Source organism: Amycolatopsis sp. CA-126428, assembly GCF_002904335.1.
In the GTDB taxonomy this organism is placed as follows: Bacteria; Actinomycetota; Actinomycetes; order Mycobacteriales; family Pseudonocardiaceae; genus Amycolatopsis.
Genome location: NZ_PPHF01000137.1, coordinates 1 through 17,189, shown reverse-complemented (window position 1 = coordinate 17,189; position 17,189 = coordinate 1). Strand labels below are relative to the sequence as shown.

The 17,189-nt window shown below is 73.4% G+C and carries 10 protein-coding genes; 5 read left to right on the top strand and 5 right to left on the bottom strand.

The window, feature by feature from the left end; all coding sequences use genetic code 11:
- Window positions 1–86 precede the first annotated feature (86 nt).
- Window positions 87–3,899, bottom strand: a complete 3,813-nt coding sequence (locus C2L58_RS34350; protein WP_233226094.1) for a WD40 repeat domain-containing protein — start codon at window positions 3,897–3,899, stop codon at window positions 87–89.
- A 578-nt stretch (window positions 3,900–4,477) separates the two neighbouring features.
- Here C2L58_RS34350 and C2L58_RS34345 point away from each other — a divergent pair.
- Complete coding sequence (locus tag C2L58_RS34345) at window positions 4,478–5,251, top strand: AfsR/SARP family transcriptional regulator (protein WP_103341808.1); 774 nt, start codon at window positions 4,478–4,480, stop codon at window positions 5,249–5,251.
- A 40-nt stretch (window positions 5,252–5,291) separates the two neighbouring features.
- Here C2L58_RS34345 and C2L58_RS34340 read toward each other — a convergent pair whose 3' ends face one another.
- Window positions 5,292–6,503, bottom strand: a complete 1,212-nt coding sequence (locus tag C2L58_RS34340; RefSeq protein WP_103341807.1) for a cytochrome P450 — start codon at window positions 6,501–6,503, stop codon at window positions 5,292–5,294.
- A 148-nt stretch (window positions 6,504–6,651) separates the two neighbouring features.
- On the opposite strand from C2L58_RS34340, the gene C2L58_RS34335 reads away from it, so the two are divergent.
- Window positions 6,652–6,846, top strand: coding sequence for a ferredoxin (locus C2L58_RS34335; RefSeq protein WP_103341806.1), 195 nt, complete (start codon window positions 6,652–6,654; stop codon window positions 6,844–6,846).
- A 22-nt stretch (window positions 6,847–6,868) separates the two neighbouring features.
- Here C2L58_RS34335 and C2L58_RS34330 read toward each other — a convergent pair whose 3' ends face one another.
- Window positions 6,869–8,311: an MDR family MFS transporter gene (locus tag C2L58_RS34330; protein ID WP_103341805.1), complete on the bottom strand. Its 1,443-nt coding sequence runs from the start codon at window positions 8,309–8,311 to the stop codon at window positions 6,869–6,871.
- 69 nt (window positions 8,312–8,380) lie between these two features.
- Complete coding sequence (locus C2L58_RS34325) at window positions 8,381–8,842, bottom strand: nuclear transport factor 2 family protein (RefSeq protein ID WP_158264210.1); 462 nt, start codon at window positions 8,840–8,842, stop codon at window positions 8,381–8,383.
- Window positions 8,843–8,966: 124 nt separating this feature from the next.
- Here C2L58_RS34325 and C2L58_RS34320 point away from each other — a divergent pair, with 124 nt between their 5' ends.
- From C2L58_RS34320 to C2L58_RS34310, 3 genes are all read left to right on the top strand, one after another.
- Window positions 8,967–9,764 carry a TetR family transcriptional regulator gene (locus C2L58_RS34320; RefSeq protein ID WP_103341803.1) on the top strand — a complete coding sequence of 266 codons (798 nt, stop codon included), beginning with the start codon at window positions 8,967–8,969 and terminating at the stop codon, window positions 9,762–9,764.
- A gap of 465 nt (window positions 9,765–10,229) precedes the next feature.
- Window positions 10,230–11,753, top strand: a complete 1,524-nt coding sequence (locus C2L58_RS34315) for an FAD-binding oxidoreductase (protein ID WP_103341802.1) — start codon at window positions 10,230–10,232, stop codon at window positions 11,751–11,753.
- 140 nt (window positions 11,754–11,893) lie between these two features.
- A complete protein-coding gene (locus C2L58_RS34310; protein ID WP_103341801.1) occupies window positions 11,894–13,120 on the top strand; it encodes a cytochrome P450 in 1,227 nt (408 codons plus the stop codon).
- Window positions 13,121–13,268: 148 nt separating this feature from the next.
- On the opposite strand, the gene C2L58_RS34305 is transcribed toward C2L58_RS34310, so the two are convergent.
- Window positions 13,269–17,189, bottom strand: a 3,921-nt coding sequence (locus C2L58_RS34305) for an SDR family NAD(P)-dependent oxidoreductase (RefSeq protein ID WP_146073726.1), incomplete at its 5' end; no start/stop codon positions are given.

Here is a 17,189-nt window from a genome sequence, read left to right as displayed (position 1 = left end):
GCCCCGCCTCCAGCACGTAGCCCCGGGCGCCCGTCCCCAAAACGCGGCCGGCACAGCTCCCGGTCTTCCGCACCACCGGCAAAAGCTCAGCGGCACGGCGGTGCGTAAGGCACCCGAGGCAGGAACAGCCGCCAGCGTTCGGCCGTGAGGGCTCCTTCCGTTGTGCTGCACACTCGGCCGGCCACGTGCTCGGGGTCGAGGTCCCACAGCCGGATGACGTTGTCGCCGCTGCCGCTTATCAAGGTGTTCGGGGTCGGGCCGAACGTCACCGAGTTGTCGCCGGCGACCGTCGGCAGCGCACGGACCAGGGACCGTGGCCGGGCCGGGTCCGTGACGTCCCAGAGGCGGATTGCGCTTTCCGCGCCGCCGGCGGCGAGGGTGTGGCCGTCGGCGCTGAAGGCCACCGTGTTGAACGTTGTCGTCTGGTCTCCCAACGTGCCCAGGGGCGTGGTGCGCGCCGGGTCGGTGGCGTCCCAGAGGCGGATCGTCTTGTCGTCGCCCGCCGTGGCCAGGAGCTTGCCGTCGGGACTGAACTCCACCGCGCTGATCGACGCCGTGTGCTCCGTGCGGGCCGGTCCGTCGGGGGTGGCGTGGGCCGGGTCGGTGATGTTCCACAGCTGCAGCGCGCGGGCCGACGTCGCCATCGCCAGCGTGTGCCCGTCCGGGGCGAAGGCGACCGCGCTGACGCTGCTGTCCGGCCGGGCCAACGGCGGCCCGAGCGGCCTCGGCCGTCCCGCGTCGCGGATGTCCCACAGCTGGACCGAATTGGCCGTTCCGCCGGTGGCCAGCAGGTTTCCGTCCGGGCTGAACGCGACCACCCGCGACCGGCGTGCGCCGGTGTCCAGTGGCGGGCCGATCGAAACGGGCGCGGCCGGGTCGGTGATGTCCCAGAGCTGCACCCACGGGCTGACGCTGGTGGCCAGGAACCGGCCGTCGGCGCTGAGCGCCAGTGCGCAGTCGGTGCCGACGCCGGTCCGCCTGCCGAGGGGGAGAGGCGCGCCGAGGGTGTGCGGCCGCGCCGGATCGGAGTAGTCCCAGAGCCGGGCGGTCCGGTCGGCGCTCGTCGTGGCGAGGATGTGCCGCGCCGTGCTGAACGCGGGCGTGAGCACCGTGGCCGTGTGCCCGAGGAGCGTGGTGGCGGGCAACGACCACAGCCGGACCGTGTTGTCGTCCCCGCCGCTGCCGAGGGTGAGACCGTCGGGACTGAACCCGACCGCGAAGACGTTGCCGCCGCCGGTGGCGGTGAGCGGCTGGCCGAGCGGCAGCGCCTGCGCCGGGTCGGTGAGGTTCCACAGCCGCGCCGTGCTGTCGGCGCCCGCGCTGGCCAGCGTTCGCCCGTCGGGGCTGAAGGCGACCGACCAGACGCCGCGGGCGTGCCCGGTGAGGGGCTGCCCGAGCGTGGCGGGCCGGTGCGGGTCCGCGACCGACCACAGGCGGACCGTCCGGTCGATGCTGCCCGAGGCCAGCGTGCGGCCGTCCGGGCTGAACGCGAGGGAGTGCACGTTGTCGGTGTGCCCGGTCAGCGGCGGGCCGTCCGGCACCGGCCGGGCGGGATCGGTGATGTCCCACAGCATGATCGTGCCGTCGGTGCTGCCGCCGGCGAGCGTGTGCCCGTCGGGGCTGAACGCCACCGAGCGCACCGGGCTGCCGACGCCCGCCAGCTTCCCGCCGGCGGCGGTGGGCCGCGCCGGGTCGGTGATGTTCCACAACCGCGCCGATTCGGTGTCGTTCGCGGTCGCCAGGAACCGTCCGTCCGGGCTGAACTGGGCCAGGAAGACGATCGCGCCGGTGGTGATCGGCGCGCCGAGCTCGACGGGGTGCGCCGGATCGGCCACGTTCCACAGCCGGACGGTGTGGTCTTCGCCCGCCGTGACGAGGGTTTTGCTGTCCGGGCCGAACGCCGCCGTGCTCACCCAGCCGGCGTGCCCGGTCAGCGGACCACCGAGCGGGTGCGGCCGCGACCGGTCCGTCACGTCCCACAGCCGGGCTGTCCCGTCCGCGCCGGCGGTGGCGAGCAGGCGGCCGTCGGGGCTGAACGCCGTGAAGTACACCGCGCCGGTGTGCCCGGCCAGTTTCGTGGCCAGCGGGGTGTTCTGGGTGGCCAGCAGCCGGGCGCGGGCCCCCTCGTCGTCCGGCCGCTCGCGGTAGGCCGCCAGGGTCAGCTGGGCGGACAGCGACGGGTCGGCCGGGAGCACCCGGTCGATGTCGGCGAGCAGCTGCCGGTATTCGGCGTTGTCGCGTTCGCGTGTCGCGATCGCCGCGGTGACCCCGGCGACCAGGGCCAGCACGCTCAAGAGCGCGACCGCCACCCGCCGGGTCCACACCGCTCGCCGGCGCAGGCGGGCCGACGCCGCGAGGAAGTCGCGCGCGGTTTCCGTGATGGCCGCGGGCGGGAGGGCGGCCTTCTGCGCGGTGTCCAGCCGGCCGGCGTTGTACAGCAACGGCTTGCCGCGGTCGTTCGCGGCCCAGGCCGCGGCGTCGTCCTCCAGCCGTTGCCGGGTGAGCAGGCCGGCGCGGTCTTCGTCGACCCAGGCCCGCAGCCGTGGCCAGGCCCGCAGCAGGGCGTCGTGGGTGATCATCACGGAGTCGGCGTCCAGGGTGACCAGCCGGGCGCCGGCGAGGGCTTCGAGCGCCCCCGCGGCGGCCCCGGGATCGGTCGCCTGGTCGACGAGCTCGGTCCTGGTGGCGCGGCGCCGGGTGTCCGGAGTCTCCGGGTTGACCCGGACCAGCTGCAGCAGGATCGCCCTCGAAGCGGCCTGTCCCGGCGGCGCGAGCCCGGCGTAAGCCTGTTCGGCGGTCACGGCGACCGCGCCCTGGATGCCGCCCGTCTCGTGGTAGCCGGCGATCGTCAGCCGGTCGTCGCGCCGGTTCTGCCAGGTGGCCAGCAGGGTGTGCGAGAGCAGGGGCAGTGCGCCGGCTTCGTAGGCGCCCCCGTCGGCGCTCTGCCCCATGACGCCCATGTCGCGCAGGATCAGGTCGACCAGCCCGGTTTCCAGCCGGAGCCCGGCGGTTTCGGCCGGCCGGGTGATCGCCTCGCGGACTTCCTGGTCGGTCATCGGGGCCAGCGCCACCGGCCGGTCGAGCGCCGCGGCCAGCGCCGGGAAACGCAGGCACGGGCCGTAGTAGTCCGCGCGGACCACCAGGAGGACGACGGCGGGCGGGCTGCCTTCGCCGTTGCGCGGCGCGCACGCGGCGGCGAGCGTTTCGACGAACAGGCGCCGCTGGTCCTCGTCGGCGCACTGGGCGAAGACCTCTTCGAACTGGTCCACGACCAGCAGCAGGCGCCGGGCGGTCGGCTGGAGCCGGGTGATCGCGGCCTTGACGGCGTCCGGTACGCGGTTCGCCGACGGCGGCCGTTCGGTGAGCGCGGTCCCGATTTCGGGCAGTTTCCGGCTCAGCTGGCCGACGGGATCGGGTCCCGGCGCCAGTTCCACGACCGGCCAGACCGCCGACCCGGGAACGGCCAGCTCTCCCCGCCCCACCGCGGGCAGGAAGCCGGCCTGGACCAGCGACGACTTGCCGGTACCCGACGCCCCGGTCAGCACGACGATCCCGCCCGTGGCAGCGGCGTCGGCGAGCCGCGCCAGCAGGGCGGCCGTTTCGCTTTCCCGGCCGAAGTACCGCTCCTCGTCGGTCCGCCCGAACGGCGCCAGCCCGCGGTACGGCGGGCTGGCCGGGCGGGGCGGCAGGCCGCCGGAGGTCTCCTCCGCCGCCGGATCGCCCCCCACGGGACTGGCCAGCGCCGCCCGCCACCACGTCCGCCACGATTCGAGGTCGTACAACCCGTCGACGGGCGCTTCGGGCACCCGGGCGTGGGCGAGCGGCACCAGCACCTCGAGCACCGCCGCCAAGGACGAGAAGCGGGCGGGGACGTTCCGGCCCCGCCGCCAATCGCTCACCCGCTGGTTCGAAACGCGGACCGGGCTGCCCCGCTCATCGGTACGCCGGGCGCGGCCGACGGCGTTGGCGACCCGGGTGATCGGCGGATCCCCCGCCGAGACATACAGTCTCGCGAAACGTTCCGCGAAGACCGCCCGCGGTCCCGGTTTCGCCCCCGAAGCGGTCATTCGGCCCCGTCCGGTTCCGGACCGGTCCCGGACCGGGAAGCCCAAAATCCCAGGCTGATCACCGTTCTGTTGTAGCAGAACTCCAGGCTGGGGTCATTTTTCACAAACGGGATGGCACTGTATGGGGTCAGGGGGCAACATTGACCTGGCGACGTTCGGGACGAGCCGGCAGCGAGTGCCAAGGCTCTTCCCGAGCCACCGGTGATGGAACCGCTCGCCGGTGAACTGGGGAAGGCGCACGACCGGGTTCGTGCGTTCCGGGAAATATCTGCCACGACGACGTGGGCCGAGCCTGAAGGCACCGGCCTGCGTCGTCGTGCGCGCGTTCGGACGGGGGTGATCGTGGTGACCGGAACCGGCGGCTGAAGAGGCGGGCTGACGCGGGATTCATCCACTGAGGGAGGCAGCAGATGCGCTACGAAATCCTGAGGACGCTTCGCGTGAAGGACCGGAACGGGTATTCCTACATCGGAGCCAGGAAAATCGAGGTGGTCCTGGCTTCGCTCCTGGTCAGAACCGGCCGTGTGGTCTCGGTCGACCAGCTCATCAGCGAGCTGTGGGGCTCGGCGCCCCCGCAGCGGGCGACGGCCGCGCTGCACGTCTACGTGTCCCAGCTCCGGAAGTTCCTCAACCGGCCGGGCGAGGGCACCAGCGTGATCGTGACCCGTTCCCCCGGGTACATCCTGGAGCTGTGCGACGACGAGCTGGACGTGCACGAGTTCCACCACCTGGTCGACCGCGGCCGGGAGCTGACCCGGGCCGGACGGCACGCCGAGGCCGTGGACGTGCTCGAGCGGGCGCGGGACATGTGGGAGGACCCGGTCCTGGGCGACCTCCGGGACGGGCCGATCGTCTCGGCGTTCGTCAGCACCCTGGACGAAATCCGGTTGCAGTGCCTGGAGCTGCTGGCCGAGGCCCACCTGGAACTGGGCAGGCACAGCCAGATCGTCGGGTTCCTGCGGGCGATGGTGGCCGAACACCCGCTGCACGAAGAGTTCTACCGGCTGCTGATGCTGGCCCTGCACCGCTCGGGCCGCCGGGCGGAGGCGCTCAACGTGTACTTCACCGCCCGCGAGGTCACCCGGCGCGAGCTGGGCTTGGAGCCGTGCCGCGCGTTGCGGGAGGCGCAGCAGGCGATCCTTTCCGCGGAAGCCGGGCTGGAAGCCCAGCACGTGCTGATGTGACGCGCCACCGGGAGCGGGCCCGCGCCCGCTCCCGGTCCGGTCACCAGGTGACCGGAACCGCGTAGACGCCGTAAAAGGTGGCGTCCTCCTTGTAGGAGAGCTCGGCCGACGGCACCGTCAGGCGCAGGTCCGGGATGCGCGAAAACAGCGTGGTGAACACCAGCTGCAGTTCGAGCCGGGCCAGGTTCTGCCCGAGGCACTGGTGGATGCCGTAGCCGAAGGCGATGTGGTGGCGGTCCTCGCGGCCGAAGTCCAGCTCCTGCGGTTTCGGGAACGCGTTCTCGTCGCGGTTGGCCAGGGAATTGAGCACGATCACGCCCTCGCCCGCGGGGATGACGACGTCGCCGATCTCGACGTCCTCGGTCGTGACGCGGCTGGTGGAGGTGTCGGCGATGCTGAAGAACCGCAGCAGCTCCTCGACCACCTGCGGGGCGCGGGCCGGGTCGGCCAGCAGCTGCTCGCGCTGCTCGGGGTTGTCCAGCAGCGCGATCGCGCCGAGCGCGATCATGTTCGCCGTCGTCTCGTGCCCGGCGACGAGCAGGGCCATCGACAGCCCGATCATCAGCTCGTGGTCGAACGTGCCCGCTTCCTGGTACTTCTGCACCAGCCGGCTGAGCAGGTCCTCACCGGGGTGGCGCACCTTGTCCGTGACCAGGTCGCCGAGGTAGACGCGCAGCTGCCGCCACGCGGCGACCCGGTCCTCCGCGCTGGTGTCCCGGTTGAGGATGGCGATGGTGTACTTGCCGAACAGGTCACGGTCGTCGTAGCGCACCCCGAGCAGCTCGCAGATCACCAGCGAGGGCACCGGCAGCGCGAAGGCCTCCACGAGATCGACCGGCCGGTCACCGGCGAGCAGCCGGTCGACGCAGCCGTCGATGATCTCCTGGATGCGCGGCTGCAGCGCCTGCAGCCGGCGCGTCGTGAACTCGTTGACCACCATGCGCCGGTGCTCGGTGTGCTCCGGCGGGTCCATCCAGGTGAGCAGGCCCTTCGCCTGGGCCTTGGTGACCGGTTGGCGGGGCAGGACCGCGGGGTAGGCGGGCAGCGAACGGTCGGCGGTGGTGCGCGCGTCGGCCAGGAACTGCCGAGCGTGCTCGTAACCGGTGATCAGCCACGCGGTGTTCCCGCTGGGCAGGGTCACGCGGGCGATCGGGGCCCGTTCGCGCAGTTCGGCGTAGGCCGACGGCGGGTCGAACGGGCAGCTCCTCGGTTGCGGGAAGCGTGGCAGCTCTTCGGGGGGATTCTGGGTCAAGGCACTGCCTCCGGGGCTGGACCGATGGTGACGGATGACGAGGACCAGCGTCGTGTCCGCCGCTAAAGGCGGTCTTTCGCGGTCTTGGCCGCGCTTTAGCCGGGCGCGTTAACGTCGGCGTCCGGAATCCCGGGAGGAGCGAGCGCTCATGAAGGTGGAAGTGCGGCGCGATGTCTGCGTCGGGGCGGGCCAGTGCGTGCTGACCGCCCCCGCCCTGTTCGACCAGGGCGAGGACGACGGGCTGGTCGTCCTGCTGAAGGAGCCCGGCGACGCCGATGCGGGCGACGTGCGCGAAGTCGGGATCCTGTGTCCTTCGGGCGCGGTGCGGGTCGTCGAGGACTGAGCCGCACCGCGCGGGGCCGTCGTCACCCGGCGTCGGCGGCCCCCTTGATCGCCGGGTCGCCGACGGCCTCTTCCGGCGGGGTGCGCTTGCGGCGGGGGAGAAGCAGGGCGGGCGCCACGGCCAGGACGACGAACCCCGTCGTCCACCAGAAGGTCCCGGCGAACGCGACGTCCGGCGCCCCCGGGTGCGCCGCGGTCTGGCGGGCCAGCAGCAGCGCGATCACCGAGGTGCCGAACGAGCCACCGATCTGGAGCAGGATCCGGGTGGTCCCGCTGGCGTCGGGGATCTGCGCGGGCTGCAGGCCTTCGAAGGCCGCCGCCAGGACGCCGATGCTGGCGGCGCTCACGCCGGCCCCGAACACCAGCAGGCAGGCGCCGATGAGCACCAGGTTGGTGTGCGCGCCGAACTGCGTGAAGACGGCGACGGGCAGCGTGGCCAGCACGACGCCGGCGAGCACCACGGGCCGCGGCCCGATCCGGTCGGTGAGGCCGCCGACGGACCGCCGCGCCAGCAGCGCGCCGATGCCCTGGGGGACCAGCAGCAGCCCGGCCTGCAGCGCCGAAAGGCCCCGCACCTGCTGGAGGTAGAGCGGTACCAGCAGGGTGCCGCCGAACAAGGTCAGGCCGGACAGGAACATCAGCGCGGACGCCGAACCGAAGGACCGCACCGCGAGCGGCCTGATGTCGATGATCGGCTGACGGCCGGTGCGCAGGGCGTGCGCGACGAAGGCGGCCAGCAGCACCAGCCCGAGCACGAGCGGCACGGTCACGGCCGGCTCGAGGCTGTGCAGGGTGCTGAAGCGCGAGAGGGAGTAGAGGACCGCCGCTAGCCCGGGGGACAGCAGGACGAGCCCGAGGACGTCCAGGCGGACGTTGCTGCGCTGCCCGGTGTCGTCGAGGCGGCGCCCGGCGAGGACCAGCCCGGCCAGGCAGATCGGGATGTTGATCAGGAAGATCCATCGCCAGCTCGTGTTGCCGACGATCAGGCCGCCGAGCACCGGGCCGACGATGGGCGCGATGACGGCGGGCATGCTGACCGCCGCCATCAGCCTGCCCATCTGCCGGCCGCCCGCGGCCTGCACGACGAGGGTCTGCAGCACCGGGATCATCACGCCGGCGGCGACGCCCTGCAGGACGCGGAAGGCGATCAGGCTGCCGATGTCCCAGGCCGCGCCCGCGAGCGCGGAACTGACCAGGAACAAGGCCAGCGAAATCAGCCAGGCCCGCTTGCCGCCGATCCGGGTGACGGCCCAGCCCGCGAGCGGGATCGCCATGCCCATGGCGAGCAGGTAACCGGTGGTGATCCACTGGACGGTGGACACCGTCGTCGTCAGGTCGTGCGCCAGGGTGTTCAGCGCGACGTTGACGATGGTCGTGTCCAGCAGGGGCGCCATCGCGCCGATGATGAGGATCGCGATCAGCCGCCGCAGCGCGGGGTCGAGCCGATCGGGGTTGTTCTTCGTCATGTGGCGGAACTCCTTGTGGCGGGCGGGAACGCCCCCTGGCGCCGCCCTGCTGGACAGACCTTCGGCGGGTTACTGCATGAGCGACTCGGCGAACTGCTTGAGCACGCCCGCGATCTGCGCCCCGCGCAGGATGTTGGTGTAGTCCGTGTAGTGCACGATCTTGCCGTGGCGGACCCGGATGATCCCGACCGAAGACGGCAGCACGAACGAGTCGCCGCTGGCGACGACCTTGCCCTCGATGGTGAACTGCGCGGTCGCCACTTCGTGGTCGGCACCGGGGTAGACCTGCACCGAGACCTTGTGGAACTCGAGCAGGTTCTTCATCGGGTTCTCGGCGCCGAGCACCTTGCTGATGGTTTCGAAGCCCTCCAGCCGCGACGGTTGCCCCTCGAGGACGAACGGCGTCTCGTACACGGCGTCTTCGGCGAACTGTGCGATGAACCGGCTGTCGTCGCCGGTCTCCATGGCCTCGCGCAGCACCTCGATCACTTCGCCGGTGGTCGCCACGGTCTTTTCGCTTGCCTCGGTCACGAAACTCTCCTGAATGGCTGAGCAGCCGGTGGTAGTCTGCACTGAACTGGAAGATGTCCTCCGGTTGGAACAATACGGAGAAGGCTCTCCGGATGTCAACCCGGCCGGGTGAGGTGGTGTGCTCATGGGCAAGGCGGCAGTGGACCCGAAGCGGGCCGACGCGCGGCGCAACCGCGCGCGCCTGCTGGAGGCCGCGGCGGATCTGCTCGCCGCGCAAGGCGTCGCGGTGTCGTTCGACGAGATCGCGCGGCGGGCCGGCGTCGGGGTCGGCACGGTGTACCGGCACTTCCCGGCCCGGGAGGAGCTGTTCCGCACGGTCGTCGACTCCGGCCTGCGGCAGCTGGCCGAGCAGGCCGACGCGCTGGCCGGCGCCGAGGACGCCGGCGACGCGTTCTTCCGGTTCTTCTACCTGATGGTCGACCAGACGGTGATCAACAAGGCGTTGTGCGAGGCGTTCGACACCCAGGGCGCGGCGGAGCTGCTGCCCGACCGGGACGCCGACCGGTCGTTCGAGGCCGCGCTGGGCGCGCTGCTGGCCCGGGCCAAGGCGGCCGGCCGGGTGCGCGCCGACCTGGATGTGGCCGAGGTCCGCATGCTGGTGGTCGCCTCGGTGATGGTGGCCCGCGGTCACCACGGCTTCTCCTGGCGGATGGTGGCGCTGATCGCCGGCGCGTTGCGCCCGGACGACGGCCGGGCCCCGGTCCCGGCACCCGATGTCACGAAACTGATGGTGCTGCCGGTCGAGCGTAACGAAACTCGGCAGGCGGCCGAGCCGCGTAACGAAACCACGGAACCGGCCGGCGGCCCCCGGTGCACGGTGTGCGGGACGCCCATCGAGCCCGGCAGTACCGGGCGGCCGGCCCGGTACTGCGGGGCCACCTGCCGCCAGCGCGCCCACCGCAACCGGGCGAAGACGGGGTGACCGCCGGGGTTCCGGTGCGGGCGGGGTGAGTGCGGGGCGGGTGGTGTGCCCGGTCGTGGTTGCTTGGGGGCTCGGGCTCGTTGGTGTGAGTGGGCCGGGTGGTGTGCCCGGTCGCGGTCGCGGAGGGCGGGCTCGTCGGCGTGAGTGGGCCGGTGGTGTGCGGTCGCCGGAGGTTCGGGCTCCTGGGCGGGATGAGCCGGGCGGCGGCGGTTTCGTCGTCGGCTGCCTGCTCGACCCCCGCCGAAACACCCGCTCGACCGCCTTCGGGGCGCAGGCCGTGAAGAGCGGCGTTCCGCCGGTAAGCCCCCTCGGCCTTTCTCCCGATCCGGGCTCGCTTTAGCCGTTCTTTGCGCGCCGCCGCCACGATTCGGCTGTTCCGGCGGGAAAGCCGCCGGGACATCGGCGGGTGCCACTCCGGGCGGGACCGGGCCGCCGATGCGGGCGCAACCGGAAGAGGAGTGGATGATGGCGATCAGCCGGAGGTCCGTACTGCGGACGGGAGCCGGAGCGGTGGTGGCCGCGGGGCTGGCCGCGTTGCCCGGCGCCGTCGCCCGGGCGGGCGGGCCCACGATCGACTGGCCGCAGCTGGGCCGGCACCTGCAGGGCACCCTGGTCCTGCCCGGCAACAGCAGCTACGCCGAAGCCAAGCAGCTGTTCTTCAGCGAATTCGACGCGATCAACCCCGCCGCCATCGCCTACTGCCGCTCGGCCGCGGACGTCGCCACCTGCCTGAAGTTCGCGCACGACAACAGCATCCGGGCGACCGCGCGGTCCGGTGGGCACAGCCCGGCCGGGTTTTCGCTCACCAGCGGGCTCGTCATCGACGTCTCGCGCCTCGACGCCGTCTCCGGCGACGCCGCCGCGGTGGTGCTCGGCCCCGGTGCCCAGCAGGTGGACGTGCTCGACGCGCTCGCGCCGGCCGGGCTGGCCTTCCCCGGTGGGCTGTGCCCGACCGTGGGCGCCGGCGGGTTCGTGCAGGGCGGCGGCATCGGCATGCTGACCCGGCGGTACGGGCTGGCCTGCGACCACCTGGTGGCGGCCGAAGTCGTGCTCGCGGACGGCCGGCGGGTCTGCGCCCGCGAGGACGAGGAACCGGACCTGTTCTGGGCCCTGCGCGGGGGCGGTGGCGGCAACTTCGGCATCGTGACCTCCTACACGGTCACCCCTGTCCCGGTCACCCGGATGATCAACTTCAGCACCTCGTGGTCGTGGGACGACGCCGCCGCCGTGCTGTCCGGCTGGCAGCACTGGGCGGCCGGCGGCCCGCGGCAGATCGGGTCCGGGCTGACCATCCAGCTGAGCGACGCCGCCCCGGGGAACGTGCCCATCGTGGCGATCTTCGGCGCCTGGACGGGCACGCCCGAAGACCTCGACGCCGCTCTCGACGACCTGCAAGCGAAGATCGGGCGTGCGCCGGCGAGCCGGGTGACCCAGGACCTGACCTACCGCGACGCGATGATGCAGCGGTACAGCTGTTCGGACAAGACCGTCGGCCAGTGCCACCGGGTCGGCACGTCGCCCGGGGCCCTGCTGCCCCGGACCGGCTTCACCGTCGAACGGAGCCGCCTGTACGGCACCGCGCTGCCGGCTTCGGCCGTCGACGAGGTGCTCACCGCGTTCGCGGCGGACCGGCGGCCCGGGCACGGCCGGGGCATTCACGGCGCCTGCCTCTTCGGCGGCCGGGCGGGCGAGGTCGCGCCGGACGCCACCGCCTTCGTCCACCGCTCCGCCGAGATCAGCCTCAGCTTCTCCGCGGCGCTGCCCACCAGCACGCCGGCGGCCGAGGACAAGGCCGCCGCGGAGGCCTGGGCGGCCACCGGGCTGGGGGTGCTGAGCAAGTACTCCGGGTCGACGTACCAGAACTTCGTCGACCCTCGGCTCGCGGACTGGCGTTCGGCCTACTACGGCGCCAACTACGACCGGCTGGCCGCGGTGAAGCACGCCTACGACCCGTACCGGTTCTTCACGTTCCCCCAGGCGATCGGCTGATCCCGCGGTGCCGGCCGAATCGTCCACAATGGATCGCCGGCTTTAGCGGCCCTTTGCCCGGCCGGTCGACGATGGTTCCGCATTGGGCATTCGCGGCCGGCGCGTCCCGCAGGTGTCCTCCCCGTCGAAGGCGAGATCCCATGACCGACACAGAAAGCAGCACCTCGACCCCGGTGACCGAGGTGCCCCCCTTCCCGGAGCCCCGGACGTGCCCGTACGCCCCGCCCGACAGCATGCTGCGGCTGGCGGAGCGGGGGCCGTTGAACAAAGTCCGCCTCTACAACGGCCGCCACGCGTGGCTGGTCTCCGGCTACTCGCAGGCCCGCAGCCTGCTGGCGGACCCGCGGATCTCCTCGGACCGCACCAACCCCGACTTCCCGATCCTGGCCCCCCGCTTCGAAGCCGGGCACGCCAGGAAGGTCGCGCTGCTCGGGGCGGACCCGCCCGAGCACACCACCCACCGGAAGCTGCTCAACCCGGAGTTCACCCTCAAGCAGATCCAGGCGATGCGGCCCCGGATCGAGCAGATCACCGGCGAACTGATCGACCGGATGGTGGCGGCGGGGCCGCCCGTGGACCTCGTCACGGCGCTGGCGGTCCAGGTGCCGTCGATCACCGTCTCCGAGATGATCGGTGTCCCGGTGGAGGACAGTGAGTTCTTCCGGGACGTCGCGGGCAACCTGATGCAGTCCAGCGACGCGCAGACGCTGCAGACTTCGGCGCGGCAGCTGCTGGAGTACTTGACCCGGATGGCTGTCGAGCAGGAGCGCGAGCCCGGATCCGGCCTGATCGGCGTGCTGGCCCGGGGCGTGCTGGCCGGTGAGCTCACCCGCGACGAACTGGTGCAGATCATCTACGTCCTGCTCGTCGCCGGCCACGAGACGACGTCGGGGCTGATCTCGCTGGGGGTCATGACGCTCCTGGAGCACCCCGAGCAGCTGGCCGAGATCAAACGGTACCCGGCGCTGATCCCGACGGCGGTCGAGGAACTGCTGCGGTTCGTGGCCCTGACCGAGACGGGCGGCCTGCGGGTGGCCACCGCGGACGTCGAGATCGACGGCTACCGGATCGAAGCCGGCGACGGCGTGCTGATGTCGGCGAGCCTGGTCAACCGCGACCCGCAGGTGCACGACCGCCCGCACGAATTCGACATCCACCGCACGAGCCGGCGGCACCTGGCGTTCGGCCACGGGGTCCACCAGTGCGTCGGCCAGCACCTGGCGCGCCTGGAACTGGAAGTGGTGTTCGAGCTGCTGTTCCGGCGGCTGCCGGACCTGCGGATCACGGTCCCGGTCGATCAGGTGCCGCTGCGGAGCGTGGAGTTCGGTCCGGTGCAGAGCGTGCTGGAGCTGCCGGTGACCTGGTAGTTCCCGGCGTGGTTTTCGGGACGCCTTCAGTGTGCTTGCCGCACTGGAGGCGTCCTTTTCGGTGTGTCGCCGGGCGACGGCGCTCCCGGGCCGGAGACGGCCCGGCCCCGTTCGGGGGGCCGGGCCGTCGGTGTTCGCGGTTGTGGGGTCAGTCCACTGCGCGGCCGAGTTCGTTGTCGATGAAGGCGAGCAGGTCGCCGGCGTCGAGGCTGTCCGGGGCCGCCGGGCCGGCTTGCGTCTCCTCCGGCACTTTCGCCAGCATCGCGCGCAGCAGGACGCCGATCCGCCCGCGGTCCTCCGCCTCGAGCGCCAGCGATCCGAGCGCCGTGTTGAGCCGGGTCAGCTCGGTGAGCACCGCCGTGGCCGGGGGTTCCGGGTCGGGGACCAGGGTCGTGTACAGGTAGCGGGCGAGCTCGGCCGGGGTCGGGTGGTCGAAGACCACCGTGGCGGGCAGGCGCAGCCCGGTCGCCGTGCCGAGGCGGTTGCGGAGTTCGACCGCGGTGAGGGAGTCGAAGCCCAGCTCCTTGAACGGCCGGTCCGGGGCGATCCCGTCCTGCTCACCATGGCCGAGCACCGCCGCCACGTGGCCGCGCAGCACGTCGAGCACGAGCGCCGCCCCGGCCGGCTCGGGCAGGCCGGCCAGGCGGGCCGGCAAGGTGTCGCCGGCCGGGACTTCGGCCACTCGCCGCATCGACGGCCGCACCAAGCCGCGGAGCAGGGCCGGTACCGGTCCGTCGGTGGCGCGCAGCCGGGCCCGGTCGAGCTTCGCCGCCACCAGCTGCGGACCGGCGAGGGCGAGGCCCGCGTCGAACTGGGCCAGGCCCTCCTCGGCGGTCAGCGCCGCGACGCCGGCGGCGGCCATGCGGGCGAGGTCCGTTTCGCCGAGCCCGCCGGTCATCGCGCTCGCGCCGGCCCACAGCCCCCAGTCCAGCGCCGTGGCCGGCAGGCCGCGGACCCCGCGGTGGTGGGCCAGTGCGTCGAGGAAGGCGTTGGCCGCCGCGTAGTTGCCCTGGCCCGCGTTGCCCAGCACCCCCGCCATCGAGGAAAACAGCACGAACGCGGCCAGGTCGGCCTCCGCGGTCAGCTCGTGCAGGTGCCAGGCGGCGTCGAGCTTGGGCCGCAGCACGGTCCGCAGCCGCTCCGGGGTCAGGCCGGTGAGCAGGCCGTCGTCGAGCGTGCCCGCGGCGTGGACCACCGCGGTGAGCGGGTGGCTCGCCGGGACGGCGGCGAGCGCCCCGGCGAGCGCCGCGCGGTCGGCCGCGTCGCAGGCGGCCACGACGACGTCCGCGCCGAGCTCGCCCAGTTCCGCCACCAGGCCGGCCGCGCCCGGCGCGTCCGCGCCCCGGCGGCTGGTGAGCACGAGGTGGCGGACGCCGTGCGCGGTCACCAGGTGCCGCGCCAGCCGCGCGCCGAGGGCCCCGGTGCCGCCGGTGACCAGGACGGTCCCGGCCGGATCGAGCGGCGCCGGGATGGTGAGCACCACCTTCCCGACGTGCCGGGCCTGCTGGAGGTGGCGGAACGCCGCGGGGGCGTCGTGGATGCCCCAGGCGGTGACCGGCGGCAGCGCGAGTGTCCCGTCGGCGAACAGCCCGAGCAGCGTGGTGAGCATTTCCTGGATGCGGTCGGGGCCGGCCTCGTGCAGGTCGAACGCGCGGTACCGGACGCCGGGGTGGCGCTCGGCGACGGCTTCGGGCGTGCGCAGGTCGGTCTTGCCCATCTCGACGAACCGGCCGCCGCGGGGGAGCAGCCGCAGCGACGCGTCCACGAACTCCCCGGCCAGCGAGTTGAGCACGACGTCGACGCCGTCGCCGTCGGTCCGCTTGCCGAACTCCGTCTCGAAGCCCAGCGTCCGCGAGTCCGCGAGGTGGTCGTCGTCGACGCCGAGGCCGCGGACCACGTCCTGCTTCCCGGTGCTCGCCGTGGCGAACACCTCCGCCCCGAGGTGCCGGGCCAGCTGCGTCGCCGCGATGCCCACGCCGCCGGCGGCCGCGTGCACGAGGACCTTCTCGCCCGCCCGCAGCCCGGCGAGGTCCACCAGCCCGTAGTAGGCGGTGAGGTGGACGATCGGGACGGCGGCGGCCTGGGTGAACGACCAGCCCCCGGGGATCGGGGCCAGCAGCCGCCGGTCGGTCACCGCCAGCGGGCCGAAGGCGTTGTCGAGCACGCCCAGCACGCGGTCGCCGGGCGCGAGGTCGTGCACGCCGGGTCCCACCTCGGCGACGACCCCCGCGCCCTCGGCGCCGAGCCGGGTGTCGCCCGGGTAGAGCCCCAGCGCCATCAGCACGTCCCGGAAGTTCAGGCCGGCCGCCCGCACGCGGACCCGGACCTCGAGCTCGCCCAGCGGCCGGAGGGCATCGCCGGACGGCCGCGCCGTGAGCGTGTCGAGCGAGCCGCCGGGCGCGGTGTCCAGCGCCCACGGCGACCCGGACGGCGGCGGGGCGGCTTCCGCCAGGCGCGGGACCAGCAAGCCGCCGGCCCGGATCGCGATCTGCGGTTCGCCGGTGGCGAGCGCCGCCGCCAGCAGTTCGCTGTCCGGGCGGTCGGTGTCCACCAGGACGAACCGGCCGGGGTGCTCGGACTGCGCGGTGCGCAACAGACCCCACAGCGGCGAACCGGCGAGATCGGGGACGTCTTCGCCGGGGCCGGTGGCGACGGCGCCCCGGGTCAGCACCGCGAGGCGGGCATCGGCGAACCGTTCGCCGGCCAGCCAGTCCTGCACGAACCGCAGGGCGGCGGCGGCCCGTTCGTGCCCGGCGGCCGGCACCGCGTCCCGTGGGCCGCCGGTGCCGTCGAAGACGACGGTGCCCACGGCCGGGTCCGCGGCGGGGCCGGCCATCGTGTACTCGGCGCCGGTCTCCGGTACCGGCACCGGGACCCAGCCGACCCGGAACAGCGGCCGGTGCGTGCGGACGGCGAGTGCGTCCGGGTCGACGGCCCGCGTGCGCAGCGCTCCGATGGTGGCGATCGGCGTGTTCGCGGTGTCGGTCAGCAGGACCGAGGCGGAGCCGTCCGCCAGGGTGGTGAGCCGCACGCGCAGCGCCGTCGGGTGGGTCTGGTGCAGCCCGACCGTCTCCCAGGCGAACGGGAGCCGCAGGTCCGTGTCCGTCCTCGTGACCAGCAGGGGGTGCAGCGCCGCGTCGAGGAGCGCGGGGTGGATGCCGTAGCCGGTGACGTCCGTTCCGTCGGGCAGCGCGACCTCGGCGTACCGGGTGTCGCCGTCCCGCCAGAGCCGGCGCAGCCCGCGGAAGCCGGGGCCGTATTCGTAGCCCTGGGCGGCGAGGTCGTCGTAGCCGCCGGCGAGGTCGACGGGCTCGGCGCCCGCGGGCGGCCACGGCGCCGGTCCCGCCGGCGGCGCGGGGAGCGGGTCGCCGGTCAGCGTCGCGGTGGCGTGGCGGGTCCACGACGCGTCCTCGGCAGCGGGACGCGAGTGGATCGTCACGGTGTCCCCGGTCACCGCGACCTGCAGCTGGACCGGGGCGTCGCCGAAGACCAGCGGTGCCTCGAGGGTGAGCTCGGCCAGCGCGGTGCGGTCGGTGTGCCGGGCGGCGTGCAGGACGAGGTCCACGAACGCGGTGCCCGGCAGCAGCTTCGTGCCGTGCACCGCGTGGTCGGCCAGCCACGGGTGGGTCTGCGGGGAGATCCGCCCGGTCAGCACGGTCGTGGCACCGTCGGCGAGGACGATCGCGCCGCCGAGCAGCGGGTGGTCGTCGGCGGTCAGCCCGAGGCGGCCCGGATCGGCCGCGCCGGCCGGGCCCGCGAGCCAGTAGGTGCGGCGCTGGAACGGGTAGGTGGGCAGCTCGATCCGCCGGGCCCCGGGGAAGACGGCGGACCAGTCCGGCTCGGCCCCGTGCAGGTGGGCCTCGGCGAGCGCGCTCGTGAACCGCGTCAGCCCGCCGTGGTCGCGGCGCAGGGTGCCGAGGGCGGTGGCGTGCTGGACGGCGGTGGTCAGGACCGGGTGGGCGCTGGTTTCGATGAAGAGGTCGTGTCCGCCGGCGGTGAGGTTTTCGACGGCGGTCTGGAACTGGACGGGGTTGCGGAGGTTGTCGTACCAGTAGCGGGCGGTGAGTTC

What these genes read in the sequence shown, in the direction of transcription:
- C2L58_RS34345 (WP_103341808.1), top strand. Translation starts at nt 4,478, where the DNA reads ATGCGCTACGAAATCCTGAGGACGCTTCGCGTGAAGGACCGGAACGGG.
- C2L58_RS34335 (WP_103341806.1), top strand. Translation starts at nt 6,652, where the DNA reads ATGAAGGTGGAAGTGCGGCGCGATGTCTGCGTCGGGGCGGGCCAGTGC.
- C2L58_RS34330 (WP_103341805.1), bottom strand. Translation starts at nt 8,311, where the DNA reads ATGACGAAGAACAACCCCGATCGGCTCGACCCCGCGCTGCGGCGGCTG.
- C2L58_RS34320 (WP_103341803.1), top strand. Translation starts at nt 8,967, where the DNA reads ATGGGCAAGGCGGCAGTGGACCCGAAGCGGGCCGACGCGCGGCGCAAC.
- C2L58_RS34315 (WP_103341802.1), top strand. Translation starts at nt 10,230, where the DNA reads ATGGCGATCAGCCGGAGGTCCGTACTGCGGACGGGAGCCGGAGCGGTG.
- C2L58_RS34310 (WP_103341801.1), top strand. Translation starts at nt 11,894, where the DNA reads ATGACCGACACAGAAAGCAGCACCTCGACCCCGGTGACCGAGGTGCCC.